We start from the raw sequence: 24,804 nt of genomic DNA, 5'->3' as shown, positions 1-24,804 counted from the left end.
TTCTCACCCGCCGATCGTCAGCGCGAGCGGCTGAGCGACCTGCTCGGCGGTGTACTGCAGGCGCCCGCGGTGGCTGACCTCGACGCCGTAGAACTTGTGGCCACCCGGCACGCCCTCAACGTTGAAGAGGAAGACACACCCCGTGTGCCTGTTCCACGAACCGTAGGCGAGCCGACCCAGCGCGACCGTCGTCCCTGACGCGTCCGTCACCACGACCTGAGCGCCCTCCTGGATGTCGGAGTAGCCGCCGCGAGTGGTGCACCTGACCTCGTCCATCGTCGTGACGGCGGAGAAGTCAGCCACGGTCACTGTCCCGCTCACCGTCAGGGCGGCAGGCTGAGCAGGTGGCGGTGGCTGGCCACAGGCGGAGAGCAAGACCAAGGCGACCAGGGCGACGTATCGAGCGGGCGTTCTCACAGCCGGTACATCGAAGCACCGGGGCCCAAGGTTTCAGGGGCGCCCCATCGAACCGGGCGGGCACTCGACCCGGGGCCACATCGCCGGGGACGCACGAGGCGCCCGGCCCGCGCTCGCTCAACCTCTCAGCCACGAGGGTGCAGGAGGTGCGCGATGCCCCTGCGGGAGTGCCTCGCCTGCCGGGGGCTACATCGGGGGACGGGGCCACGCTGCGGGCCCTGCACCACCCAGCAGGACCGAGCACGTGACGCAGCACGCGGAACCACCACGGAGCGAGGCCTTGGGTGGTCACACCAGCAGGCAGCCAAGCTCGTCCTCACAGACGCCACAACGTGCGCGATCTGCGGACTCCCACCGACCGAGGACAACCCGCTGACCGCAGGCCACATCATCGCCCGCGTCGACGGCGGAACGAACGAGCTGGACAACTACCAACCCGAGTGTCAGCGCTGCAACTACGGCAAGCGTCAGCATGGACGCTGACGCTCATCGGATCAACGTCCGCTGCGGTCCGCTGAACCGCTTCGGATCGCCGCGGCCCTGAGGGGCGGCCACCCCCACCCCAGGGTCCCGCCCCCGCTCCACCCACCCGCCAGCCGCCCACCCGTCCCGCACGGCAGGACGTGTGGTCGCTCACCAACGCTCGCGCTCGATGGCTCGACACGAGCGCTTCGTCTGTTGCGCCGAGCGCCGATCGCAAGTTCACGACCGGCTCTCTAAACCATTCAAAAGCGGACATACACACCCAGGGAGTACCCCCAGGGGGGTGGGGCGGTCACGTAAGCCAGAGCAGCGCGACCTGACCCGTGCCCCGTGCTGTCGTTTTTATCGTCGAAATTCTCGATTCCGGGCCGGGGGTGACTTATGGCACCCGCCGGTCGCCCGCCCGTCCCCAACGAGATCAAGCGCCGCCGTGGGACCGCCCGCCCCGACCGGACGCCGGACGTGGCGACCGTGGTCGCCCTGCCGATGGCCGACGGCATCCCCGAGCCACCTGCGGACTTCGGGCTGGAGGCGCGGCGGCTGTGGGAGCGGATCTGGCAGGACGGCGTCACTTGGATCTCGCCCAAGAGCGACGCGGAGGCGGCTGAGCAAGCGTGCCGCCTGGCCGACGACGTAGCGATCGCCCGCGACCGGTACCGGGCGACCCGGGAGCCGGCCGACGGCCGGATGGTGGCGACCTTCCACCGGGAGCTGGCCGCGGCGCTCGGCGCCCTGGGGTTCGACCCGGCTTCCCGGACCCGGCTCGGCGTGGCCGAGGTGACCCGGGTGTCGAAGCTGGAGGCGCTGCGTGCCCAGAAGCGTTGACGGGTGGCCGCCTCGGTGGCTGACGCCGGTCCCGGCCGCCGACGTGCGCCGAGGCGACGGTGAGCACTGCGCCGACTTCATCGAGGCGCTGTGCCGGGTGACGAAGGACAGCGTGGCGGGCGGTGCCGGGTCGGCGATCGCCCTGCGGGGCTGGCAGCGGCAGGTCCTGGGGCATCTGCTCGCGCGCCGGCCGGACGGCCGATACCGGCACCGCCAGGCGCTCATCGGGGTCGCCCGCAAGAACGGCAAGAGCGCGCTCGGCGCGGGCCTGGCCCTGTACGGGCTGGTGATGGGCCCCGAGGGCGGCGAGGTCTACTCCTGCGCGGGCGAGAAGGAGCAGGCCCGGATCGTGTTCGGCACCGCGCGCCGCATGGTGGAGATGGAGCCGGAGCTCGCCGATATCTGCAAGTGCTACCGGGATGCGATCGAGGTCCCGGCGACCGGGTCGGTGTATCGGGTCCTGTCGGCGGAGGCCTTCACCAAGGAGGGCCTGAACCCGACGACGGTCCTGTTCGACGAGGTCCACGTGCAGCCCACCCGTGAGCTGTGGGACGTGATGGCGCTGGCCATGGGTGCCCGGGTCGAGCCGCTCATGGTCGGGATCACCACGGCGGGCGTGCGGACGGACTCCACCGGGTCGGACTCGCTGTGTTACGGCCTGTACCAGTACGGCAAGCGGGTTGCCGCGGGTGAGGTCGACGACCCGTCGTTCCTGATGGCGTGGTGGGAGCCGGGTGACGCGGCGGCCGACCACCGGGGTCAGGACACCTGGCGGCAGGCCAACCCCGGCTACGGCGACCTGGTGGCGGCTGAGGACTTCACCGCGGCGGTGCTGCGCACCCCGGAGGCGGAGTTCCGCACCAAGCGCTGCAACCAGTGGGTGAGTACGGCGAAGGCGTGGCTGCCGACCGGCACCTGGGCGGCGTGCGCCGATGAGCGGCCGATCCCCGACGGCGCCGAGGTCGTGCTGGGGTTCGACGGATCGTTCTCCAACGACAGCACGGCCCTCGTGGTCGTGGAGGTGGGCGACGTGCCGCACATCGACGTCGCGGCGTGCTGGGAGCGTCCGCCCGAGGCGGGTCAGGACTGGCGGGTGCCGATCGCCGACGTGGAGGACGCGATCCGGGAGGCGTGCCGCCGGTGGAGTGTGCGGGAGATCTGCTGCGACCCCTACCGGTGGTCGCGCACCTACCAGATCCTCGAAGACGAGGGCTTGCCGATCGTGGAGTTCCCGCAGAGCCCTGCCCGCATGGTGCCGGCCACCCAGCGGATGTATGAGGCGGTCGTGAATCGGCAGGTCACGCACTCGGGAGACCCCAGGCTGGCGCGGCACTTCGACAACTGCACGATCAAGACGGATCAGCGGGGCAGCCGGATCATGAAGGACGCCCGCAACAGCCCTCGGAAGATCGACCTGGCCATCGCCGCTGTGATGGCGCTGTGGCGGGCGTGTGCCCCGGTTGAGGAAGAGAAGACCATCGAGCCGTTCGCGGTGTGGGCGTAGGAGAGGCGAGGGGCGATGGCGTTGAGCATTCCGGTGGAACGGATCGAGCGGCAGGCGCGAGAGGCCGACCCGCGCCGGGCCGTACTGACGGCGCTGCTGTTCGTGCCGTTCGTGCTGGGCTGGCTTGTCCGCAGGGCGTGGATGGGGCTGGTCTATCTGTGGTCGGCCGTGGTGGCGGGCTGGCAGGAGGCGGCCCGGCCGCGCGTCACCGAGGGCGGGTCCGATGAGTGAGCAGCCCATCTTGGAGGTTGCCGATGCGCTGGTCGTCCGCCCTGGGGACACGCTCCTGTTGCGCCTGGCGTCGAACGTCACCGCGAGCCAGCTTGAGGCGTTCCGCGAGCGCCTGGTGCCTGCTCTGGAGGCCCGGCTCCCAGGCGTCGAGGTCATCATGGTCGGCGGCGTGGAGCAGATGGCCGCTTACCGCCCCGATCGGTCCGTTGAGGGTGACCCGGCCTGATGGGACTGCTGGACAAGGTCGCGGCTACGCATCGCGGCCGGGCGCAGCCTGCCCGCAAGTCCTGGTCGGAGCCTGACTTCTGGGATCTGGATCGGCTTCGCTACCCCTTCCTGGGGTCCTCGTCGATGAACGGCGAGCGCGAGCAGATCGAGCACGACTTCCAGGGCTATGTTCGCGGCATCTACAAGGCCAACGGGCCGGTAGCGGCGCTGATGACGGTCCGGATGGCGATCTTCTCGGAGGCGCGGTTCCAGTTCCGGCGGATGGCCAATGGGCGCCCCGGGGACCTGTTCGGCACGGCGGCCCTCGCCCCCCTGGAGAAGCCGTGGCCCGGCGGCACGACCGGCGACTTGCTGGCGCGGGCGATCCAGGACGCCGACCTGGCCGGGAACGGTTTCACCGCGCGGGTCGGCGACCGCCTCCGGCGGCTGCGGCCGGACTGGGTGACCATCGTCAGCGGGTCAAAGCTGGAGCCGGACTTGTACGGCAACGCGCTCGACGCCGAGGTGATCGGCTACTACTACGCGCCGCCGGGGCGAAAGGAGTGGCTCCTGCTGCCCAGCCAGGTGGCCCACTTCGCACCGATCCCGGACCCGGAGGCGAACTGGCGGGGCATGTCGTGGTTGACGCCCGTGATCCGGGAGGTCTCCTCGGATCTGGCCGCCACGCAGCACAAGCGGAACTTCTTCAGGAACGGCGCCACACCGCAGCTGGTTGTCTCACTGGACGCATCGGTGACGCCGGACATGCTCAAGCGGTTCATCGCCACGATGAACGAGGCCCACCAGGGCGTTGAGAACGCCTACAAGACCCTCTACCTCGGCGGCGGAGCGGACGTCACAGTAGCCGGGCGGGACCTGGCACAGCTCGACTTCAAGGCGACCCAGGGGGCGGGTGAAACCCGGCTCGCTGCGGCGGCCGGAGTACCGGCGGCGATCGTGGGCTTCTCCGAGGGGCTCGCCGGAAGCTCGCTCAACGCGGGTAACTACGGCCAGGCCAGGAGGCGCCTGGCGGACGGCACGATGCGTCCGCTGTGGCGCAACGTGTCCGGGGCGTTCGCGCCTCTGATCGACGTTCCGGCGAACGCCGAGCTCTGGTACGACGACCGCGATATCGCCTTTCTCCGCGAGGACAAGAAGGACTCGGCGGAGATTCAGCAGGTCAAGGCCACCACCATCAGGACTCTGGTGGATGCCGGCTACATCCCGAAGAGCGTCGTTGCGGCAGTGGAGGCCGAGGACATGACCTTGTTGGAGCACTCCGGGCTCTACAGCGTGCAGCTCCAGCCACCCACCAGCGCCACGCCTTCCCCGCAGCCCGCCGCCCCAGCGAATCCGGCCGATCCGGCAAAGGAGCAGTGATGGACACCAAGGGTCTCCGTGTCGAGATCAAGGATGCGGACAAGGGCCTGGTCACGGCCGTTTTCGCCACCTACAACAAGGCCGACAGTGACAGCGACGTGACGCTGCCGGGCGCGTTCGAGGACGGCGCGGAGATGCCGATCAGCGCCTACGGACACACCTCCTGGGAGGGCGCGCTGCCTCCCGGGAAGGGCAGGATCCGGACCACCTCCAAGGAGGCGATCCTGGAGGCCGAGTTCTTCATGGACACGGCGCACGGGATCGACACCTTCAAGACGGTGCAGCGCCTCGGCAAGCTCGGCCAGTGGTCCTACGGCTACGACGCCACGAAGTTCTCCTACGGCGAGCACGAGGGCAAGCGGGTCCGTTTCCTGGAGGCGCTGAAGGTCCACGAGGTCAGCCCGGTGCTCTTGGGCGCTGGGGTGAACACGCGGACCCTGTCGGCGAAGTCAGGCGCCCCTGGGGTGGCGCCGCGTCGCGGCCGGGCGCTCGCCCCGCACGACAGCGAGGTCACCTCGAGGAGCTGGGACGGCGCGAAGACCATCGCGGGCCTCGCGGACGACCTACGCCCCAGCGAGCTGCGCACGGTCTTCGCCTGGATGGACGCCGACGCCGACCCGGAGGCCAAGTCCTCCTACCGGCTGGCGCACCACCACGGCGTCGGCGGCCCGGCCAACGTGCGGGCGTGCCTGATGGGCATCGCCCGCCTGAACGACCCCGCCAAGGGCGGCATCCCCGATGCCGACCGGGCGGGCGTGTACGAGCATCTCGCAGGGCACCTGCGGGACGCCGACATCGAGCCGCCGGAGCTGCGGACGCAGCCGGGCGGGTCGTTGAAGTACGCCGAAGAGGGGCACGCGGTCCTAGCCGCGGTGTCCGCCTTCGTCGATCGGACTGCGGAAGTCGTGGCTCTCCGCGCACTCAAGGGCAAGGGCATGGCGCCCCGCTCGGCCGAGCTCCTCGACTGGATCGACGCCGATCTGCAGCGCCTGAAGGCCCTGCTCTCCACGCCTCTGGGCGTCGACGACCCGAGCGAGGCGGAGATCGCCTCCCTGTTCGCTCGGTCGGTCGCCCAGCTCAACGGAATGTGAGGAGATCATGACTATCGAGGCGCCCGAAAGGGTTGTTGAGTTCCCCGCGCTGAAGGAAGCACAGCAGGCGCTGGATGCGAAGCGGCAGAGCCTGAAGAGTATCTTCGACGAGGCCGGGGCCGACTACGACATGGCCAAGGTGAAGTCCATCCAGGGCGACACCGCGGCGAAGGTCGACTTCATCCGTCAGCTCAACGCCGAGATCGACGAGCGCAAGGCCAAGGTCGACGAGCTGCTCGTCATCGCCCGTGCGGCCGGCGCGGCCAAGGAGGCCGAGCAGGTCGAGTCCGGCCACAAGGACACCTTGACCAAGCCGAGGACGAAGAACGGCCAGCACCGGAGCCTGGGGGAGCTGTTCGTCGCGTCGCAGGCGTGCAAGGGCTACCGGCCGGGGTCCGGCATGGGACCGTCGGCGCAGCTCGACATTGAGCTGAAGACGCTGTTCCAGACCTCCGGCGGGTGGGCGCCGGAGTCGATCCGCACGGGCCGGGTCGAGATGTTCCCCACGCGCCCGGCTCCGCACGTGGTGGAGTTCCTGCCGCAGACCACGACCACGCAGGCGTCGGTGGTCTACATGGAGGAGACGACCTTCACCAACGCCGCGGCGGAGACCGCCGAGGGTGGCTCCTACCCGGAGGCGACGCTGGCGCTGACCGAGCGGGCCTCGCAGGTGCGCAAGGTCGCCGTTTTTTTGCCCATCACGGACGAGCAGTTCGAGGACGAGCCGCGCGCCGAGATGTACGTGCAGAACCGTCTGCCGTTCATGCTGCGGCAGCGCCTGGACGGCCAGATCCTCGTCGGGGACGGCACAGGCGTGAACTTGCTCGGCACCGCCTCCGTCGTCGGCATCCAGACCCAGGCGAAGGGCGCGGACCCGACCCCGGACGCGATCTACAAGCTCTTCAGGAAGATCCGCGACGACGGGTTCGCCGAGCCGAGCGTGCTGTTCATCCGCCCCGCGAAGTGGGAGGAGGTCCGCCTGCTCAAGACGTCGGACGGCGTCTACATCTGGGGCCACCCGTCGATCCCGGGGCCGTCCACGATCTGGGGCGTCCCGGTGGTGGAGACGGTGGCCGCACCGGCGACGTCCGCGGTGGCGGGCGACTACGCGAACTTCTCCGAGCTGGCGGTACGGCGGGGCATCGACGTGCAGGTGTCCAACAGTCACTCGACCTACTTCGCCGAGGGCAAGCTCGCCCTCCGCGCGGACGTGCGCTGCACGGTGATTCATTATCGCCCGAAGGCGTTCGGCACCGTCACCGGCCTGTGAAGGAGGAGCAGTGCCTGTCATCGAAGGCACCCGCGGCCTGAAGGAAGCGCGGGGCGAGTACGACTTCGCGGTGGACGGCGGCGCGGTCAGCACGATCACGCTTCGATCGGCGCCTGGCGACTCCAACGGCAACGACATCCCCGCCGGGAGCGTCATCGTCGGCGGCTACATCGAAGTGGACACCGCCGTCACCTCGGGCGGCTCGGCGACGGTAGGGGTGAACTCCGAAGGCGCCGGTGACCTGCTGGCGGCCACGGCCGTCTCGGGCGCTCCGTGGTCGACGACCGGCCGCAAGGCCATCACCCCCGTGTTCACGGCGGGCACGTCGGTCAAGACGACCGCCCGCCGGAATCTCGCGATCGCGATCGCGACGGCGGCGCTGACCGCGGGCAAGTTCCGCGTCGTCGTCTTCTACCGGTAGGAGGGTGAGGAGATGGCACTGAGCTTCGTGACCGAGCCGGACGGCGACGCTGGCCACGTCACGGCCACGGCCCGATTGTGCCTGACAGAGGACCGCGACCGCCTGGTCCCCGATACCGACCCGGACGCCCGATGGCTGTACTGCGTGCCTGGTCAGCCGATCTCGCGCGCCGAGGCCGAGCGGTACGGCCTGCTCGGCGAGTCGCCGGAAGGCGGCGCTGACGCCGAGACGAAGCAGGCCCCGCCCGCGGCGAACAAGGCGCGCGGGCGGTCCGCCGACAAGTGATCAACGAAGGGGCCGCCGGCGCGAGCGGCGGCCCCTTCGTCACTACAGGAGTCTCATGTCTGATCCATACCTGGTGGCCGGGATTCGCAGTGACCCGGCGCTCAGGACAAGCCCGGGATATCGCTCCTTCTGGACGTGGCTGCTGTCCCAGGACCTGGACTCCCAGGGCTGGCCGATCGGGACGTACAGCAAGATCACCGTGTGGATCGACCCTCTGCGAGGGTCGATCTCGGTGTACGACCTCGATGAGGAAGGCACCCGGATCCCGGCCGAGGGCGGCGGCTACGTCACCCACGAGGTGGCCGTCACGCTCACCTCGCAGCCGCAGAACTCCGGGTTCATCAGCGGCGACGACCCCATCTGAGCCGTGAGGGGGTGCCGTGATGGTGCGCCACAACCTGTGCCTGAATCCGTGCCTGTCGAACGACGTCGCGGGCTGGGGCGGCGGCAGCACCCCGACGAGGGTGGCGAGCCCGGCGGGATTCGACCGGCCCTACGCCGCCGAGTACACGACCAACTCCTACGCCTTCACCGCCGCCACCGCCAACGGGGCGGTCGTCGAAGGCCTCACCTACACCTTGTCCGCCTACGTCAGAACCAGCACCTTCAGCGTCAACTCCGGCACCCTGTATGTCGAGTGGCTCACCGAGAGCGGCACGGGCTTCGGGTATCCGAGCAGCGGGTTCACCATGCCAGCACAGACGATCACCCGCGTAGGGATGACCGCCACAGCACCGGCGAACGCGGTGGCGGTCCGGCTGATCATCGACGCGATCAACTTTCCGATCAACCCGTCCGTCATCACGAAGGCGCTGACCGAACAGGTCGGCGCCCTGGATGAGTACTTCGACGGCGACAGCGTCGGAGGCAGCTGGGACGGCACCCCGGGCAACAGCTCCTCCACCCTCGCCGACACCGCTCCGGCTGCGGCGATTCCGCATGTCATCAGCCAGTACAGCGGCTATTTCTGATCACGAAGGGAGCCTTTTCGTGGCTCGATACTCCGCCCAGGTCGAATCCGCCGCCGCCCTGGCGGTCGACACGGGCTTCGCCTGGCTCATGGCGTCGGCGGCCAACGGCTACAAGCTGCGCCGGGTGACGCTCGGCTGCGTGGCCGGTGCGACCACGCCGACCAGCCAGCAGCTGGTGGTCGGCATCAACCGCGTCACCTCCGCCGGCACCACGCCGACCGCCGGGATGACGCCGGGCAAGCTCGACCCGAACTCGGCGGCCGCCGGGGCGGTGTGGAACACGGCGTACTCGGCAGCGCCGACGAACACCGCAGCCGACCAGTTCAGGATCCCGTTCAACTCCCAGTCCGGCGTGGATCTGCCGTGGGAGCTCCTGGAGGAGTTCGCCGTCGCGCTCGGCACCACCAACGGACTCGCGTTCATCAACCGCGACAACGCCCTCCCCGCCTCGCACAAGTACGTGCTCAGCGTCGAGTGGGAAGAGTAACCGCCCCCTGACCAGCAAGGCGTGTGATCGAGGGGGTGGCGGGTGAGCAGACGATGGCGCTATCCCAGGGCTCCACGCGGGCGGGTCTGGACGATCGTCCCCGGGGCGCCGACACCTCCGCCCTTCGTCAGCGGCCGGGGCCGGGGCCGGCGGCTGGGTGTGCCGCGCCGCGGCCGGTTCCTGTCCGTCCCGTCGGTTCCTCCGGTCGTACCGGTGTGGGCGCCGCCTCCGGTCGTAGTGCGGCGCAGGCCCGCGCCCGCGGTTCGTCGTGGCCGTGTCTGCTCGCCGCCTTGGCCGCAGGCCGTCGCTCCTGCGCCGCGACCGGTGCTGGCGTGGATCTCCAGTCCGCGTGTCTGGCCGGTTGGCGTCCGGCGCGGGCGGGTGTGGTGGCTTCCTTACCCGGTGGTGCCGCCGCCCGGCCCGCAAGACCTGGTCCCGGCGGCGCTGTGCAGTCGCCGACCGCGGCCGCCGGTCGTCGCACGACGGGCCATGGTGTCGCCGCCGTGGCCGCCAGTGGTGCTGCCGCAGAGGGTGCGGCTGTCGTCTTCGTCGGCACCGCTGGTGGTGCTGAGAGGGGAGGCAAGGTGACGACCGCGTTCGGTGCGGATGTACGGCTGTCGACATCGGTGCGTGACGACGACGGGAACCTGACGGCCCCGGCGTCGATTGCGCTGACGATCCTGCTGCCGGACGGCACCACAGCGGGGCCGTTCGCGCCGACGAACTCAGCGCTGGGCCTCTACTACTACGACTACGCGCCGACGCAGGCCGGGCAGCACATCGCCCGGTGGGTGACGACGGGTCCGGCAGGCTCCGACGAGGAGACCTTCGACGTCGCTGGCCTCTGGAGCGAGGCGGGGTTCGTCTCGGTAGCGGACGCGAAGGCGCACATGCGCAAGACGACGACCGAGGACGACGACCAGCTGCAGGCTTTCGTGGTCACCGCCTGCCAGATGATCACCGACCGGATGGGGCAGGTCACCCCGGCCTCCTTCACCCACGACGTCACCCGGTACAGCAACACGATCATCCTCCCGAAGCGTCCGGTCATCGCGGTCACCACGGTGGAGCGGCTCCCCGGGGGTGAGGTGCTCCCGGCGGCCGATGGGGTGGCCGGGGCGGCGGGCTGGTACCTCGACGGCTCCGAGGGTGTGCTGCGGCACACCAGCAGCTTCGGCGGCCGGGTGCGGGTCACCTATCGGGCAGGCCGCACACCGCTGCCGCCCAACTTCAGGCTCGCCGCCCTCGAGCTGGTCGCACACCTCTGGCGGGGGTCGCAGCACAACCAGGCCGGCAGCAGGCCCGCACTCGGGGAGACGGACGCCATCGCGGCGTCGGTGCGGCCGTTCGCGATGCCGTACCGGGTGATGGAGCTGCTGGGCCTGAAGAAGGACCGGGAGCGCGACGAGCCGCTGGTCGGCTGAGAGGGATGCTGTGAGCAGGATTGAGATATCGGGCACTGGCCTGCAGGGTGGGACCGCTGTCCGGCTGAACGGCCAGGACATCGCGCGGGATCTGCGCGGGCTGAGTCTCGCCTTGGGGACCGATCAGTTCCCGAAGGTGGAACTGGACCTTACGGTCTTCGAGGTCGTGCAGGTGGACCTGGAGGACGTCCAGGTCTACATCCCGACCTCGACGCACGAGCTGCTCACCCGGCTCGGCTGGACGCCCCCGCCGGACGGGCCGGTGATCGAGAACCACGGTCCCGGCGTCGGCCGGGAGGGCTGATGTCCACGATCCCCGCGGCGCTCGATGCCCTCGTCGCGATCGCCGTTCGGGCCTGGCCGGACGTGCAGGTCCTCGACGGCGGCCCGACGACCGAGGTCCGCGATGACGTGATCGCGATCGGCTACAGCGGCTCTCCGGAGGAGTCGGACGTGCGCAGCACGCTGACCCGGGAGCAGCTGGACATGCAGCCGGACCTGGAGCGCTACGACGTCATGTGTATGGCGTCGGCGTGGCGCGGTGACGCGTACCGTGACGGGCTTCCGGACGCGCGCACGACCAGGCTGCGAGCCTTCGAACTCGTGGAGGGGTTCCGCCGAGAGCTGGCGGAAGACTCGCGCCTGGGCGGGGCGGTGATGATGGCTCGCATGTCGACCCTCGACATGGTGGCCGACCAGACGCAGGCGGGGCCGGTGTGCACGATCCGGTTCATCGTGCACGTCGACGCGTTCACGGAGGCGTGACGGCATGGCGACGGGAAACCCAGCCGAGGAGATCCGCAAGCTGGCCAAGGACTTGGGGAAGATCCCGCCTGAGCTGCGTAAAGCGATACGGCCCGCGCTGAAGGCGGCGGCCGAGCCGATCGCCGCCGACGCACGGAGGCGAGCCTCCTGGTCGCGCCGCATTCCTGCGGCGATCACCTTGGGCGTTCGGGTGAGCGCACGTAATCCAGGCGTGTATGTCCGTGCCCGCCAGACGAAGGCGCCGATCGCGCGAATGTACGAAGGCATCACCGGTAAGGGCACCTTCCGGCACCCGTTCTTCGGCGACCGGAAGCGCTGGGTGACTCAGGCAACTCGGCCGTATCTGGCGCCGGCGGCCGAAGCAGGGATGGGCGGGGTGCTGGACGCGGCGGCGGCCGCGGTGGACCAGGTCGCCCGTGAGCAGGGCTTCCGATGAGAAGGGAAGGCAGCAGATGGCGTTTAGGCTGACGTCGGCGTTCGAGCTTGAGGCCGAGGTGACCTCGCCGCTCGACCTGTCGACGCCGACGAACCTGGTGCGGTTCGCGCGGCAGATGAACTTGAAGCAGGGGGCTGGTGCCGGTCAGGCGGACATGATCTGGTCGGACCAGCGCACGATCGCCGCGAGCGGTACCGATGCGCTGGACCTGGCCGGTTCACTCAGCGGGCCGTTCGGTGGCACGTTGACGTTCGCCCGGATCAAGATGCTGCTGGTTGTGGCGGCGGCGGGCAACACGAACAACGTCAACGTCGTCATGCCCGGCTCGAATGGCGTGCCCCTGTTCCTGGCGGCCAGCGACGGCATCGCGGTGAAGCCGGGCGGGATGCTGTTCTGGTACGACCCGAGCGCGGCTGGGGTGGTCGTGACGGCCGGTACCGGTGACCTGCTGAACATCGTCAACAGCGGCGCCGGGACGAGCGTGACGTACGACATCCACATCGTCGGCGCGAGCTCGTAGGGGGTGCTCATGGAGACCGTGTGGATCTCGCACCCGCGACTGCCGGATTCCCCGCCGGTCGAGGTGCCCGCGTCGTCCCTGGCGCAGCATCAGCGGGCCGGGTGGGAGCAGACCGACCCACCCCCGCCACCCCCGCCGCCGGTCCTCGACCCGGACGGCACATCCGATCAGACCTCAGAAGCCCCGGCAGGCGCCGGGGCTTCTGCATTGCAGGACGAGTCGCCGAGGCGTCGGCGCGCGAGCACGGAGGAGAAGTAGAGATGGTCGCCACGCCGGTCACCCCCGCGAACAGGTTTTTCAGGCCGGGTATCACGAAGTGCTACTGGGTCGTGTCCATCGCCAACATCTCAGCTCCGACCAGGTCGGAACTGAATGCCGGATCCGACCTGAGCAAGGACATCGCCGACATCTCTGGATGGATGGTCAGCGGTCAGAAGATCGACACCCCGGACCTCAACTCGCGCTTCGTCTCGAACATCCCGGGCTTGACGTCGGCGGCGGAGTCCGCGATCACCTTCTACCAGGGAGAAGACAGCCAGGACGTGGGCGGCCTGATGCCGCGCGACACGGAGGGGCACATCGTGTGGCTCGACGGAGGCGACGTCGCCGGTCGGAAGATGGACGTCTTCCCTGTCCGCGTCCTGTCCGTCGGCAAGCAGCGGACCATGGGCGCGGAAGCGGCCCGACTGGTGATCCAGTACTCCGTCGGTGCTGAGCCTGCTGAGGACGTGGTGATCCCGGCGTGAGTCTGCGTGAGAGGCTGCTCGCCCGGCCGCGGCCGTTCGACACGTACTCGCTGCGGATCGACGACGACACCGAGCCGCGCAAGGCGCTGGAGGCGGCTCGGACGACCCTGCGGGTGTTGCAGTTCCAGGGGGAGGCGGCCGATGAGTCGGCCGTGCGCGCAGCCAAGGCCGCCCTGGCGGAGGCGGAGGCCTCGCTGGCGGCCTGCTACGAGCCGGTGGTGCTGCGGGCGATGCGGCCGGACGACTTCGAGGCGCTGATCGGCAAGCACAAACCGCGGGAAGGGACCGAGGACCGAACCTGGAACCTCGACACCTTCCCGGAGGCCTGCTTCCGAGAGTGCGTCGAGTCCGACCTGACGCCGGCCGAGTGGGACCAGGTCTGGGCGGAAGTCCTCTCGGCCGGTGAGCGGGGCGAGCTGTGCACTGCGGCGATCCGGGTCAACGTTCGGGTCCCGGACACCACGCTCCCAAAAGGCTGGACGCAGACCCAGGCTTGACGATCGAGCTGGCGGTCTGCGCCGCCTACCGCATCCGCCACTCGGAGTTCCTCGGCTGGGATGCCGACGACCGCGACAAGGCGATCTGGCAGTACATCCGAGAGCGGCAGGCGTGCAGGGACTGCGGGACGAGGCCTGACGAGTGGGATCCGAAGCGTGGCGGTGACCGCAACGCATACCTTGCCGAGCGCGAGCTGTGCCGTGGGTGCGAGGTCCTGCAGGGCGCCCAGGCCAGTTTGGCCGGAGATCCGGGCCGCATCCGCGGAGAGCGCATGGTGCTCATCCGAAGCAAGGAGGTGAGGGAGTCCCGTGGCCGTTCGTGACCTGATCATCGACATCAAGAGCCGCTGGGATGAGCGGGGCTCCAAGGCGGCCGAGGAGGCGCTGAAGAAGACGGAGGAGGCCGCCAAGCGCAGCCAGCGTGAGCTGGAGCGGATGGAGCGTGCCGCGGCCAAGGCTCGCGCTGAGATGGAGGCGACGGGGCAGACCGTCTCGGTCTTCGGCGCGGCGGCGGTGGCCGGGATTGGCATGGCGGTCAAGGCGGCCGTGGACTGGGAGTCGGCGTGGGTCGGGGTGACCAAGACCGTTGAGGGCACCCCGCAGCAGATGGCCGCCCTGGAAGGTGCTCTGCGCAGCCTGGCCAGGGAACTGCCGGCCACCCACGCGGAGATCGCGGCGGTGGCGGAGGCGGCTGGGCAGCTCGGTATCAAGCGTGAGTCCATCATCGGCTTCACGAGGACCATGGTCGCCCTTGGTGAGACGACGGACCTGTCGGCCGAGCAGGCGGCCACGGCCTTGGCCCGGCTGTCCAACATCATGGGCACCCCTCAGCAGGAGGTCGGACGCCTGGGCGCGTCCCTGGTGGCGCTGGGCAACGCGGGCGCCTCGACGGAGTCTGAGATCGTCGAGATGGCGCTGCGCATCGCCGGTGCGGGCAAGACGATCGGGCTCAGCGAGGGCCAGGTCCTGGGGTTCGCGTCCGCGCTGTCGAGCGTCGGCATCAACGCGGAGGCCGGCGGTTCGTCGATCTCCCGTGTCATGATCACGATCGCCCAGGCGGTTGACGCCGGCGGCCAGCAGGTGGAGCGGTTCGCCCAGGTCGCGGGCATGTCGGCCGACGAGTTCTCGACCGCATTCCGCGAGGACGCGGGATCAGCTCTGGGCGCCTTCATCGAGGGGCTCGGGCGGGTCGAGGCATCCGGCGGCAGCCTGTTCCAGACCCTGCAGCAGCTGGGTTTCAGCGAGATCGAGGTCCGCGACGCTCTCCTGCGCACCGCGCAGGCGGGCAGCCTGCTGACCGACTCGCTGCGACTCGGCGAGCAGGCGTGGTCGGATAACACGGCGCTCGCGGAGGAAGCGGCGAAGCGCTACGAGACGACCGCAAGCAAGCTGAAGGTCGCTCAGAACAACGTCACCGACCTGGGCATCACGATCGGCGAGACGTTCTTGCCGGTGCTCGGGGAGGCGGCTGAGCACACCTCGGGCTGGATCGCGCTGTTGCAGGACCTGCCGGAGCCGGTGAAGGCTGCGGGCGGCGTGGTGGGCGGCCTGGCCGGGGTCGTGACGCTGGCGGGCGGCGCGGCGATGATCGCCGTACCGAAGATGGTCGACTTCACCAAGACGTTGGAGGGGATGGGGCCGCGCGGCGCCGCGATGGCGTCCCGCCTGAGCGCCGTCGGCTCGTTCTTGATGGGCCCGTGGGGGGCGGCGCTGGCGGCGGCCACTGTGCTCACGATCGCATTCGCTGACATGCAGGCGGAGGCGGCGGGCCGCGTCAAGGAATTCACCGACGCGATCATCGAAGACCACGGCGTCGTGGCCGCTCTGACCAAGGAGAAGATCGCCTTTCGTCTGGTCGACGACGGCCTGATCGAGTCGGCGAAGCAGCTCGGCCTGAACCTGGACTTGGTGACGGGGGCGTTCAGCGGGAACAAGGAGCAGGCCGCAGCGCTCACCAAGCAGCTGGACGAGATGTTCGAAGCGCGGATGGGAAAGTCCTCTGGAATCGCGTTCCCATGGGATGAAGACGCGCGGAAGATCAAGAACGAGACGGACGCGATCCTCACCCTGAAGGACTCCCTTGGGGAGTACGGCCGCCAGCTGGACGCGGCCAGGGGCAAGGCCCAGGACCATGCTGACGTCAGCGGCAAGGCCGAGGTGAAGGTCAACAGCCTGGAAACCGCGATGAAGGGCTTGTCCGTCGAGATGGGCGGTCAGGGCCGGGTGGCGGGTGACCTGTCCTCCTTCATGCAGGGCTTGGCCACCACGTACGGCCTGGTCGGGGATGACGCCTCGAAGGCCGCCCAGAAGATGATCGACTCCTGGTCGAGCGCGTTCAGCCAGTTCGGCGACATGTCCAGCGTGCTGCAGGATCTTGGGTCGTCGGGTGGCGGCGGTTCCTCGGCTGCTGACCGGCAGGCGGCTGCTGTCGAGCGCCTGGCGGAGGTGCAGCGGACCGGCGCCGACAAGATCAAGCGGGCGCAGCGTGATGTGGCGGACGCGCACGAGCAGGCTTCTGAGCGGTCGGTTGAGGCGCAGGAGCGGATCGAGGACGCCCAGGAGGCCCTCACCGCCGCGGTGGAGGAGGCTGCCCGTAAGGAGGCGGACGCGGTCCAGGCAGTGGCGGACGCCCAGGAGCGGGTCGCCGAACGGCGCGAGGCGCTGGCTACCGCGACAGAAGAGGCGGCGCGCAAGGAGGCTGATGCCGCTCAGAGTGTCGCCGACGCGCAGGAGAAGATCGGCGAGCGGCAGGAGGCGCTGGCCGCGGCGGCGGAGCGGGCCGCGCAGCGCGAGGCCGACGCGGTCCAGAAGATCGCCGACGCCCGGCAGCGGGTCGCTGACGTCGCGGAGGACTCCGGACGGAAGATCGAGTCAGCCACCCGCCGCGTTGCTGATGTCCAGGAGGACGCGGCTCAGCGGGAGATCGCGGCGGAGCGGCGGCTGCAGGACAGCCACGCCCGCACCATCGAGGCCGAGCAGGATCTTGTTGAGGCTCGGGAGCGGGCGGCGCAGCGGCTGGAAGACCTCGCCCGGTCGCAGGCTTCGGGGGTGCTGGACGAGGAGGGCGCGCAGATCGCGCTGGAGCGCGCTCGCGAACGGCTCGACGAGGTCAACGCCGACCCGGAGGCGTCGAGCCTGGATCGGCGCGAGGCCGACCTGGCTTTCCGGCGCGCGGTAGAGCGGCTGGAGGAGATCAAGCGCCGCAACGCCGAGCTGCAGACCGAGCTCGCCGACGCCAACCGGGCGGGCATCGAGGGCAGCACCGAGGTCATCGGCGCCAAGGAGCGCATCGCCGCGGCGATCGAGGCCGAGCGGGAGGCCGAGGCAGCGCTGGCCAAGCAGCGCGAGGAAGCGGCGCGAGCGGTCGCCGACGCCGAGCAGGCCCTGGCTGACGCTCGCCGGGAGGCGGCCCGCCAGCAGGAGGACGCCGCGCGGTCTCTCGCCGAGGCCGAGGCCTCGCTGACCCAGGTGCGCCTCGACGGGGCCAAGGACATCCTGAAGGCGCAGAAGGACATCTCCGACGCGCAGAAGGAAGCGGCGGACGCGTCGGCGGCACTGGACCGGACGCGCATCGAAGGCGCGAAGGACGTCCTCAAGGCGCAGAAGGACATCTCCGATGCCGAGAAGGCCGCAGCAGAGGCCGCGGTCGAGCTGGACCGCACGCGCGCCGCCAGTGCACAGGATGTGCTGAAGGCCCGTAAGGACATCGCGGACGCGGAGGCGGAGGCGGCCAAGGCCACCCGGGATGCGGCGCGGGACATCTCTGACGCCGAGGAGTCGCTACGGAAGGCCCGCCAGGACGCGGCGCGGGACACCGTGAAGGCCAACCAGGACGTTCGGGACTCCTGGGTGGATCTGGGCGGCACGGTGGCCGTCACCACGACCCAGTACCTGGCGGAGCTGGAGAAGCAGGTCAAGGACCAGGAGAACTGGGCCGACAACCTCATCAGCCTGGCGGGCCGGGTGCCGGACGAGATGCTCAAGGAGCTCGCCGAGCTCGGGCCGGGCGGGGCGAAGGTCGTCCAGCTGGCCACCCAGATGTCTGGCGAGGAGCTCCAGCGGTTCATCGCCCTGCACGGGAAGAGCGGCAAGGAGGCGGGCGACACCTTCGCCGAGAACCTCGCCGCGGCGGGGCCCGTGCTGCGCTCGATCGCCCAGACCCGAGGTCAGGAGATCGCCGACCGGGTGCGTGAGGGTATGGACGGCGGCCGTACGTCGGTCTTCGAGGCGGCGCGCCGGATCGGCGTCGAGATCGACAACGGCATCGGCAAGGACCGCACCGTGACCGTGTTCGTGAAGACCGACTACCAGGACGACCTGAGCAGGGAGGCGCTGCGTGCGGCCGTCGGCCTCTCTCACGCCTCGGGCGGGATTGACCGGTACGAGAGCGGCGGCATCGAGCGGTACGCGGTCGGAGGGTTGCGGCGGCCGACAGGGCCGATGATCGCTGGGCGCCCGATGGTGTTGTTCGGCGAGGGCGCCGGTGACGAGGCGTTCATCCCGTACGACCAGCAGTATCGTGCCCGGGCCGAGGGTCTTCTGTCGCAGGTCGCGCACGACTTCGGCGGGGTGTTCCTCAAGCCCGGCGGCCCGTCCGGCGGGGACGGAGGTGCCGCGCCGTTGCCGTCGATGCTGGCCGGTCAGGGCGGCACCTCCTACAACATCACGGTGCAGGTCCCCCCGGGCGGCGACCTCGCGGCGGTCGGGGCGGTGACGGTGAAGGCGATCCAGGAGTACGAGCGCCGGTCCGGCAGCACCTGGCGGCGTACTCCGTGAGCACGTCCCTGCCGGTCGTCACGATCGAGGTGATGTTCAACGGCTCCACATGGACCGACGTCAGCGCGTGGGGCAAGCGCGGCATCACCACCCGGCGGGGGTCGTCACGGATCGACTCGCCGATCATCCGGTACGAGGCGGGCACCGCCACTGTCGTGCTGAACAACACCGACCGGCGCTTCGACCCGACCAACACCGCTGGCCCATACGTCTCCGGCGGCCGTAGCCAGGTCACGCCCATGCGGCCGATCCGCATCCGCGCCACCTGGAACTCGACGACCTACAACGTCTTCAGGGGGTTCGTCGACCAGTGGGACGTCGACTGGGTCGCCGACGTCTACAGCGAGGTCACGGTCAGGGCCACCGACGGCTTCAAGGTGCTGCGCAACAAGAAGCGCCCGGCCGTCGCGGCCGTCGGCGCTGGTGAGACCACCGGGGCCCGCATCACGCGGGTTCTGAACTCGGCAGGGTGGTCCGCCACGGATCGGGTCATCGCCACCGGCAACTCAACGGTGCAGGCGACGACCCTGGAGGGGGACGCCCTCAGCGAACTGCAGGCCGTCGCCGACTCCGAGATCGGCGAGCTGTACATCGACGGGGCCGGGAGGGTGGTCTTCCGCAACCGGCAGGCGGTGCTGACCGACACCCGCTCCAACACGGTGCAGACCACCTTCGGCGCTACCCCTGGGGTGGCGGCCCCGTGCGTGGCGCGGATCAACACCGATGACGCGACCCTGTACAACGAGGTCCGGGCGCAACGGACCGGCGGCGTGGAGCAGCTGCTTGGCGACTCCGCGAGCCAAGACGAGTTCCTGACCCGCACCTTCCAGGCGTCAGAGCTGCAACTGCAGGACGACACCACCGTGGGCAACTACGCGAGCTGGATCCTGTACGTCTCCAAGGACCCCGAGGTGCGCTTCGACGAGATCGAGATCCACGCCCACGCCGACCCGACGCTGTTTCCTCAGGTGCTGGCGCGGGAGATCGGCGACCGGATCCGGATCGTCCGCCGTCCGCCGGGCGGCGGTACGGCGATCACCCGGGATGTGTTCATTCGCGGCATCGCTCACGTCAAGGGGCCCGCGACCTGGATCACCACGTGGAGCCTGCAGTCGGCCACCAAGTACGGATCTTTCCTGGTCCTCGACAACCCCGTGCTTGGTCAGCTCGACAACAACGCTCTGGCGTACTGAAGGGAGAGGGCGCGGTGCCGTTCAAGGATTTCGCGGTCGGTGAGATTCTCACGTCGTCGGACGTGGACACCTACCTGATGAGCCAGGCCGTCATCCGGTGCACGTCCGCGACGAGGCCGACGCCGGTGCAGGGCATGCACATCTACGAGACCGACACCAACAAGACGCAGCGGTACAACGGCAGCGTCTGGGAGGAACTCGGCGCGGCGTGGAAGGACTACACCCCTACGGTCTACCAGAACGCTTCCACGATCTCGTCCGGCCTCACCAAGTGGGGAAAATATCGCCAGAACGGCAACATCGTTGAGGTTTATATCCGGGTGCTGAATTCCAGCGGATTCAGCGGGACCTCAGATCAGATCGCGGTTTCCGCCCCCGTCAACGGGTATGCGCCCAGCGCCCCGAGCATCACGCAGGGCGAACAGGTCATCGGCAGCTATCAGGGGAATGCGGTGGACGCCACGGTGGCGCTGGGCGTGATCACGTCAAGCGCCCGGGACCGGTTCAAGATCTACAGGGCGTACGCCAGCGGATCCTCGGTCGGATTCAGCAGCGTGACCGGGACCCTGTTCGCCAGCTCTGGCCAGGAATTCATCCTTCATGGGGCATATCTCAGCGCCGCTAGTTGAGACCCACCCTCACCGCCGGGCTGTCGGCCTGGGCGTAGTCGTGCAACTCCAGCGCCGTCGGTTTGCTCCCTGCGGGCACGTCGTACACGAAGGCCCCGGTCAGCGTCTGGCCTGGGTTGATCGCCTTGATAGTCAGTGCCAGGTCCCCCATGTTGTAGTTCGCGGCCTTGTCGTCCTGGGCGTACTGCCGCCCTTGGTCGTCTACGAGGGTCTGGCGACCGCCGAGGATCGGTACGGCCTTGCTGGCGTGGCTCGTGACGGAGACGTGCACCAGCACCCACTGGCCTTGCGCCTGCACCGGCTTGTTCGTGATGGGCTCTTTCAGCTGGGCGCCTTGTTCGACTCGGGTGACGGTGAAGGTCAGATCCCCGACCTGGACCGGCTGGCCGACTTTCGTTGCGGCGGCGGGTGGCGCAGTGGATGTCGGCGCGTCAGGAGACGACGTTGGCATCGGAACCGGGGTGAGCTTCAGAGCGTCTCGGCCACATTGGTTTGAGGCCTTCCGCTCCTGCACGATCTGGTCGACGCCCTTCCGGTACTCGGCCTGCTGCTCTGCGGGCAGCACGTACCGCCAGGCCCCGTCTTCGAAGGTGAAATCGAAGGTGGTGGCGGCGATGAGCCGGGTGACTCCTACTCGTGCGGTGGTGCCGGTCACGGTGACGGCGCCGACCACGAAACGCACTCCCTGCGCGGGCTGGGCGCACTCGGTGTGCATTCGGATGAAGTCCGCGCGCCCCATCAGGGCTTGGGAGGCGGTCGTCCAGCGGTCCCAGAACGCGCCGTAGTCGCCCCCGGCGTACGCGTCCAGCGTCTGTTGCGCGGCGGCGCGGGCGCCGTCCTCGGTCTGCTCTTGGGTCCCCAGGTCTTGTGCGACCTCGGTGCCGTTGGCGGCGGCGGTGCCTGAGGAGCTCGTGGGGGGTCTGAGCACGAGGATGATCGCGAGAACCGCAGCCCCGGCCAGGAGGGCTGTCCCGAGCACGATGGCTATGGGGGACAGAAGCGGACGGCGTCCGTAAGGGTCGTATTGGGGTGGGTACGACACGGTTTCTCCTGGTGCGCGCGAAGGGTGCGGTGTGTGACGCCTGAGCCACCCGGCCGGGCTACGTCGTGGCCGAACACGGCCACCCGATGGGAGGGGCGGGGCCCATGCAGGACCCCAGCGTCGATAGCGCGCTGGCCGAGATACGGCGGCTGGTAGAGGTCGGCTTCGAACGCACCGCTGGCCAGAACGCTCTCATCCTGCAGCGCTTGGACCATGCCGACGGGCGCCACGCCGACCTCGCCAAGCGCGTCGATGCCGACCGTGCCGTCGCCGAAGCCCGCGGCCAGGCGCTGGAAACCCGGCTGGATGCGCTGGAACGGGACGTCGTCACCCGGCCCCAGCTGGCCGACCGGACTCGGCAGATCCTCGCGGTCGTCGGCCTGCTGGTGACTGCGGCCGGCGTGCTCATCCCGGTCGTCATCAGCCTGATCCGCTGACGGCGGTCGGACCTGGCGCAAGGGGCGCCGTCAGTGAAAGAAGGAGGAGCGGTCATGAGGTTTGTGCAGGCCGCGAAGCATGGCGGCACTCAGAGTGTGGTGACGCGGATCGTGATTCACGCCACCGTCAGCCCGTGCGTGGAGGGTGGCGCCCGGGCGGTGGCCCGCTACTTCCAGTCGTCTTCGGCGGGCGGGAGCGCGCACTACATCGTGGATCCGGGCGAGGTGGTGGCGGCGGTGCGGGAGACGACGGTGGCGTACCACGCCCCGCCGAACACGGGCTCGATCGGTGTGGAGCTGTGCGACCCGCAGAAGGGCCCGGCGTCCCGGTGGGCTGATGACGACCACCAGGAGATGCTGCGGCGGGCGGCGGTGCTGGTGCGGCAGGTCGCGGCCCGGTGGGATGTGCCTCTGCGACGCCTGTCGGTGGCTGAGGTGCGGGCGGGCAAGCGGGGCATCTGCGGGCACGTGGACGTGTCGGCGGCTTTCAAGCAGACGGACCACTCAGACCCGGGGAGCAGCTTCCCGTGGGACGAGTTCATGGCGATGGTGCGGGGCGACGAGGCGAAGCCCATCAAGGTCGTCGTGCGCGACGGCGTCGCCCTGTGGCCGGGCCGTGTGCTGCAGGTCGAGGATCCGATGCTGCATGGCGAGGACGTGGAGGCGTGGCAGGAGCGTCTCGTCCGGCGCGGGTGGCGGCTCGACGTCGACGGCTGGTACGGCCCGCAGTCGCGGACGGTGTGCCGGTCCTGGCAACGGGCGGTGGGCCTGCCGGTCACCGGCGTCGTCGATCGGGCGACGTGGGAGTCGACGTGGGCGTGGAAGCCGCCGGCCGAACCTGAGCCCACACCCGAGGAGCCCGCGGCGCCGTGATCGAGGGGGCGCTGCTCGCCTACCTGCTGGGCCGCGATGAACGGCCCGATTTCATACCAGATCGCATACCGCACGACCCTGACCAGCCACGTTCGGGCTGGTCTTCTTGTTTTCCGCCCCGAGAGGGCGGTGGTCTCCCCAAGGAGGAGCGTATGCACGGAGAGCCCATCACGACGTCGCGGCCGGCGGTGGAGGCCAAGGTGAAGTGGGCCACGCTGGGAACTTACCTGGGGTCAGTGGCCGCGCTGAGTGTGCTGCAGGCGGTGAACAGCGATTTGTCGCTGATCGCGTTCTGGCCGGACTGGCTGGAGACCATCACCGTGCCGCTGATCCCGACGGCGATCACGGCGGTGTCCGGCTTCATGGCCCGTCATACGCCCCGCCCGGATTTGCCGCTGTCGCAGCGGTAGTCTCAGCTTGTGGGGTCCCGGACGTGCGGCCAAGCCGGTCGGGACCCCACCCAGACTGCAGCGCCCCGCTCGTCCTCCTGCGCGGAGGGCGGCGGGGCGCTTTCGTGCTGTCCGAGCACTCCTCATAGGATCACCGCCGTACCACGCGCACCACCCCGGGGAGAGCTATGTCCGACACCTACGACTTTCCGGAACGCCTCATTCAGGCGCAGCGCGCTTTCTGGGCGGCGACGGACGCGGTGGAGCAGCTGTGCCGGGAGTTGCCGCCGTCGCTGCAGATGACCGACGAGCAGCGAACCCAGCTGGCTGAGGTGCGATCAGCGCAGATGGCCGCGCTGGAAACGCTGTATCAGGATGAGTGGTGGGGCGGCACGGGCCAGCGCCATGATCGGCAGGTCGCGCTGAGGAAGGCCGCTCGGGAGGAGAGCTGAATGGCTTACATCGGTTCGGCCTGCTGGAGCTGATGTAGTAGGTCAGCGATCTCGGCGGGGGTGACGTGCAGGGCGCCTGACCGGCCGGCGGACTGCATTGCCCGCATGCGCCTGTAAGACGACATCCGAGGCGAGGGCATGATCTCCAGTTCTCCGTCCGCTCCGGCCTTGGCGGCGTGGGCGCCTCGCAAGCCGATGATGGTGTAGCGGCCCCGGATGAAGAACACCTCGTATCTCACTGTGGTGACCTGCGCCCCCATCAGCAGGTCGGCGCGGGCGTCGGCGAGGTCCGTCTCGGTGATGCGGTGGATCGTCGTGTCCCACCATGAGGGCTTGCTCACGTCCAGCAGGACGTCGCCGTATCGAAGCGCTGTCTTCGGGCGGGCGGCCTTGACTGCGGCGCGTAGTGCGCGCAGGTGTCGGGGGTCGGTGAAGGTGGAGATGTTGCTCTGTAGCCAGTAGGCGAACCAGATGCATGCGCTGGCGGTGATGACGGTCGGCCAGGCGCGGGGGCGGTTCATCCAGGAGGCCAGTCCTGCGAGTGCGAATAATGCCAGCGTGGTCGCTATGCGCCAGGTTATGGCGCGGGCCTGCCAGCCTTCGGAAAACGTCATTGGTTTCCTCGGTGGGGCAGTGGGATGGTGGCATTTACCGTAATACGGGCTCTCCGTAATGGGTAGCACGAAAAAGAGCCCTCGCCGTGGGGGCGAGGGCTCTCCAGCGAACAGCTACTCGTCGAGCTCGGTCTCGGCCGCCCGCAGCAGAGGCTCCACCTGCTCGCGGTACGGCTCCAGCACGGTAAGGGAGTCCCGCAGGACGTGGTTGGGCATCGGGTCGTCGTCGGGTGTCATGCCGTCATGGTCGCCCGGCGGGGTGATCGTGCGCAGGAGGACAGCAGGACGCCCCTACCCGAAAGGTGAGGGCGTTGCCTACGGTCAGCTCAGAGGCCCATGACGGCGGTCTGCACGATCCCGGTGACGTCCCGGGTGGAAAGGCCAGAGCCGATGCCTTGGGGGGAGCCGACGATGGAGGACGACCCTCCCCAACGGGCAC

The 24,804-nt window shown here is 69.4% G+C and carries 32 protein-coding genes; 28 read left to right on the top strand and 4 right to left on the bottom strand.

The features are described 5' to 3' along the window. Positions 1–3: 3 nt before the first annotated feature. Positions 4–303 carry a hypothetical protein gene (locus tag ACFOYY_RS42215; protein WP_386197154.1) on the bottom strand — a complete coding sequence of 100 codons (300 nt, stop codon included), beginning with the start codon at positions 301–303 and terminating at the stop codon, positions 4–6. 267 nt (positions 304–570) lie between these two features. Here ACFOYY_RS42215 and ACFOYY_RS42210 point away from each other — a divergent pair, with 267 nt between their 5' ends. The 24 genes from ACFOYY_RS42210 (at position 571) to ACFOYY_RS42095 (ending at position 20,558) form a co-directional block, all read left to right on the top strand. Further along, entirely contained in the window at positions 571–900 is a 330-nt protein-coding gene (locus tag ACFOYY_RS42210) for an HNH endonuclease (protein WP_386197153.1), read from the top strand. A gap of 381 nt (positions 901–1,281) precedes the next feature. Then, positions 1,282–1,725 (top strand): hypothetical protein, encoded by a 444-nt coding sequence (locus tag ACFOYY_RS42205; protein ID WP_386197152.1) that lies wholly within the window; start codon positions 1,282–1,284, stop codon positions 1,723–1,725. Beyond that, positions 1,709–3,229: a terminase large subunit domain-containing protein gene (locus ACFOYY_RS42200; RefSeq protein WP_386197151.1), complete on the top strand. Its 1,521-nt coding sequence runs from the start codon at positions 1,709–1,711 to the stop codon at positions 3,227–3,229. The genes ACFOYY_RS42205 and ACFOYY_RS42200 overlap by 17 nt, the downstream gene beginning before the upstream one ends. Before the next feature lie 15 nt (positions 3,230–3,244). Continuing rightward, complete coding sequence (locus ACFOYY_RS42195; protein WP_386197150.1) at positions 3,245–3,460, top strand: hypothetical protein; 216 nt, start codon at positions 3,245–3,247, stop codon at positions 3,458–3,460. A 10-nt stretch (positions 3,461–3,470) separates the two neighbouring features. Next, positions 3,471–3,686, top strand: coding sequence for a hypothetical protein (locus ACFOYY_RS42190; RefSeq protein WP_386197149.1), 216 nt, complete (start codon positions 3,471–3,473; stop codon positions 3,684–3,686). After that, entirely contained in the window at positions 3,686–5,047 is a 1,362-nt protein-coding gene (locus ACFOYY_RS42185) for a phage portal protein (protein WP_386197148.1), read from the top strand. The genes ACFOYY_RS42190 and ACFOYY_RS42185 overlap by 1 nt, the downstream gene beginning before the upstream one ends. Then, on the top strand, positions 5,047–6,138 hold the full coding sequence (locus ACFOYY_RS42180; protein WP_386197147.1) for an HK97 family phage prohead protease: 1,092 nt from the start codon (positions 5,047–5,049) through the stop codon (positions 6,136–6,138). The genes ACFOYY_RS42185 and ACFOYY_RS42180 overlap by 1 nt, the downstream gene beginning before the upstream one ends. A 7-nt stretch (positions 6,139–6,145) precedes the next feature. After that, positions 6,146–7,408 (top strand): phage major capsid protein, encoded by a 1,263-nt coding sequence (locus ACFOYY_RS42175; protein WP_386197146.1) that lies wholly within the window; start codon positions 6,146–6,148, stop codon positions 7,406–7,408. A 10-nt stretch (positions 7,409–7,418) separates the two neighbouring features. Continuing rightward, positions 7,419–7,829, top strand: a complete 411-nt coding sequence (locus ACFOYY_RS42170) for a hypothetical protein (RefSeq protein WP_386197145.1) — start codon at positions 7,419–7,421, stop codon at positions 7,827–7,829. A 12-nt stretch (positions 7,830–7,841) separates the two neighbouring features. Next, positions 7,842–8,114: a hypothetical protein gene (locus ACFOYY_RS42165; RefSeq protein ID WP_386197144.1), complete on the top strand. Its 273-nt coding sequence runs from the start codon at positions 7,842–7,844 to the stop codon at positions 8,112–8,114. 55 nt (positions 8,115–8,169) lie between these two features. Next, positions 8,170–8,478 carry a hypothetical protein gene (locus tag ACFOYY_RS42160; protein WP_386197143.1) on the top strand — a complete coding sequence of 103 codons (309 nt, stop codon included), beginning with the start codon at positions 8,170–8,172 and terminating at the stop codon, positions 8,476–8,478. 19 nt (positions 8,479–8,497) lie between these two features. Further along, positions 8,498–9,085, top strand: a complete 588-nt coding sequence (locus ACFOYY_RS42155; protein ID WP_386197142.1) for a hypothetical protein — start codon at positions 8,498–8,500, stop codon at positions 9,083–9,085. A gap of 19 nt (positions 9,086–9,104) precedes the next feature. Next, on the top strand, positions 9,105–9,572 hold the full coding sequence (locus ACFOYY_RS42150) for a hypothetical protein (protein ID WP_386197141.1): 468 nt from the start codon (positions 9,105–9,107) through the stop codon (positions 9,570–9,572). A 584-nt stretch (positions 9,573–10,156) separates the two neighbouring features. Next, positions 10,157–10,996: a hypothetical protein gene (locus ACFOYY_RS42145; protein ID WP_386197140.1), complete on the top strand. Its 840-nt coding sequence runs from the start codon at positions 10,157–10,159 to the stop codon at positions 10,994–10,996. Positions 10,997–11,132: 136 nt separating this feature from the next. Further along, positions 11,133–11,300, top strand: coding sequence for a hypothetical protein (locus ACFOYY_RS42140; protein ID WP_386197139.1), 168 nt, complete (start codon positions 11,133–11,135; stop codon positions 11,298–11,300). Beyond that, on the top strand, positions 11,300–11,761 hold the full coding sequence (locus tag ACFOYY_RS42135; RefSeq protein ID WP_352015346.1) for a hypothetical protein: 462 nt from the start codon (positions 11,300–11,302) through the stop codon (positions 11,759–11,761). The genes ACFOYY_RS42140 and ACFOYY_RS42135 overlap by 1 nt, the downstream gene beginning before the upstream one ends. A gap of 4 nt (positions 11,762–11,765) precedes the next feature. Beyond that, on the top strand, positions 11,766–12,197 hold the full coding sequence (locus tag ACFOYY_RS42130) for an HK97 gp10 family phage protein (RefSeq protein ID WP_352015345.1): 432 nt from the start codon (positions 11,766–11,768) through the stop codon (positions 12,195–12,197). A 16-nt stretch (positions 12,198–12,213) separates the two neighbouring features. Next, complete coding sequence (locus ACFOYY_RS42125) at positions 12,214–12,717, top strand: hypothetical protein (RefSeq protein ID WP_386197138.1); 504 nt, start codon at positions 12,214–12,216, stop codon at positions 12,715–12,717. Positions 12,718–12,977: 260 nt separating this feature from the next. Beyond that, positions 12,978–13,463: a phage tail tube protein gene (locus ACFOYY_RS42120; RefSeq protein ID WP_386197137.1), complete on the top strand. Its 486-nt coding sequence runs from the start codon at positions 12,978–12,980 to the stop codon at positions 13,461–13,463. Beyond that, positions 13,460–13,960 (top strand): hypothetical protein, encoded by a 501-nt coding sequence (locus ACFOYY_RS42115; RefSeq protein ID WP_386197136.1) that lies wholly within the window; start codon positions 13,460–13,462, stop codon positions 13,958–13,960. The genes ACFOYY_RS42120 and ACFOYY_RS42115 overlap by 4 nt, the downstream gene beginning before the upstream one ends. Beyond that, entirely contained in the window at positions 13,957–14,283 is a 327-nt protein-coding gene (locus tag ACFOYY_RS42110; protein WP_386197135.1) for a hypothetical protein, read from the top strand. Before ACFOYY_RS42115 ends, ACFOYY_RS42110 begins: the two co-directional genes overlap by 4 nt. Beyond that, positions 14,270–18,736: a phage tail tape measure protein gene (locus ACFOYY_RS42105; RefSeq protein WP_386197134.1), complete on the top strand. Its 4,467-nt coding sequence runs from the start codon at positions 14,270–14,272 to the stop codon at positions 18,734–18,736. Before ACFOYY_RS42110 ends, ACFOYY_RS42105 begins: the two co-directional genes overlap by 14 nt. After that, the gene (locus tag ACFOYY_RS42100) at positions 18,733–19,929 is read left to right on the top strand and encodes a hypothetical protein (RefSeq protein WP_386197133.1); all 1,197 of its coding nucleotides are present in this window, start codon (positions 18,733–18,735) and stop codon (positions 19,927–19,929) included. Before ACFOYY_RS42105 ends, ACFOYY_RS42100 begins: the two co-directional genes overlap by 4 nt. 14 nt (positions 19,930–19,943) lie before the next feature. Next, positions 19,944–20,558 carry a hypothetical protein gene (locus ACFOYY_RS42095; protein ID WP_386197132.1) on the top strand — a complete coding sequence of 205 codons (615 nt, stop codon included), beginning with the start codon at positions 19,944–19,946 and terminating at the stop codon, positions 20,556–20,558. Here the strand turns inward: ACFOYY_RS42095 and ACFOYY_RS42090 are convergent. After that, complete coding sequence (locus tag ACFOYY_RS42090; RefSeq protein WP_386197131.1) at positions 20,551–21,537, bottom strand: DUF4352 domain-containing protein; 987 nt, start codon at positions 21,535–21,537, stop codon at positions 20,551–20,553. The two genes, ACFOYY_RS42095 and ACFOYY_RS42090, sit on opposite strands and share 8 nt — an antisense overlap. A 167-nt stretch (positions 21,538–21,704) precedes the next feature. Between ACFOYY_RS42090 and ACFOYY_RS42085 the strand changes: the two genes are divergently transcribed. The 4 genes from ACFOYY_RS42085 (at position 21,705) to ACFOYY_RS42070 (ending at position 23,751) form a co-directional block, all read left to right on the top strand. After that, a complete protein-coding gene (locus ACFOYY_RS42085) occupies positions 21,705–22,037 on the top strand; it encodes a hypothetical protein (RefSeq protein ID WP_386197130.1) in 333 nt (110 codons plus the stop codon). Positions 22,038–22,091: 54 nt separating this feature from the next. Further along, complete coding sequence (locus ACFOYY_RS42080; protein ID WP_386197129.1) at positions 22,092–22,910, top strand: peptidoglycan recognition protein family protein; 819 nt, start codon at positions 22,092–22,094, stop codon at positions 22,908–22,910. Further along, on the top strand, positions 22,907–23,320 hold the full coding sequence (locus ACFOYY_RS42075; RefSeq protein ID WP_386197128.1) for a hypothetical protein: 414 nt from the start codon (positions 22,907–22,909) through the stop codon (positions 23,318–23,320). The genes ACFOYY_RS42080 and ACFOYY_RS42075 overlap by 4 nt, the downstream gene beginning before the upstream one ends. Before the next feature lie 167 nt (positions 23,321–23,487). Continuing rightward, positions 23,488–23,751: a hypothetical protein gene (locus tag ACFOYY_RS42070; protein ID WP_386197127.1), complete on the top strand. Its 264-nt coding sequence runs from the start codon at positions 23,488–23,490 to the stop codon at positions 23,749–23,751. Positions 23,752–23,756: 5 nt separating this feature from the next. Here ACFOYY_RS42070 and ACFOYY_RS42065 read toward each other — a convergent pair whose 3' ends face one another. Both ACFOYY_RS42065 and ACFOYY_RS42060 read right to left on the bottom strand, forming a co-directional pair. Further along, positions 23,757–24,365: a hypothetical protein gene (locus tag ACFOYY_RS42065; protein WP_386197126.1), complete on the bottom strand. Its 609-nt coding sequence runs from the start codon at positions 24,363–24,365 to the stop codon at positions 23,757–23,759. A 114-nt stretch (positions 24,366–24,479) separates the two neighbouring features. After that, positions 24,480–24,602, bottom strand: coding sequence for a hypothetical protein (locus tag ACFOYY_RS42060; RefSeq protein ID WP_386197125.1), 123 nt, complete (start codon positions 24,600–24,602; stop codon positions 24,480–24,482). Positions 24,603–24,804 lie beyond the last annotated feature (202 nt).

The sequence above is a fragment of the Streptosporangium jomthongense genome (assembly GCF_042650425.1).
In the GTDB taxonomy this organism is placed as follows: Bacteria; Actinomycetota; Actinomycetes; order Streptosporangiales; family Streptosporangiaceae; genus Streptosporangium.
Note: the sequence above shows the minus strand (reverse complement) of the source record. Positions and strands in the feature narration are given on the sequence as shown.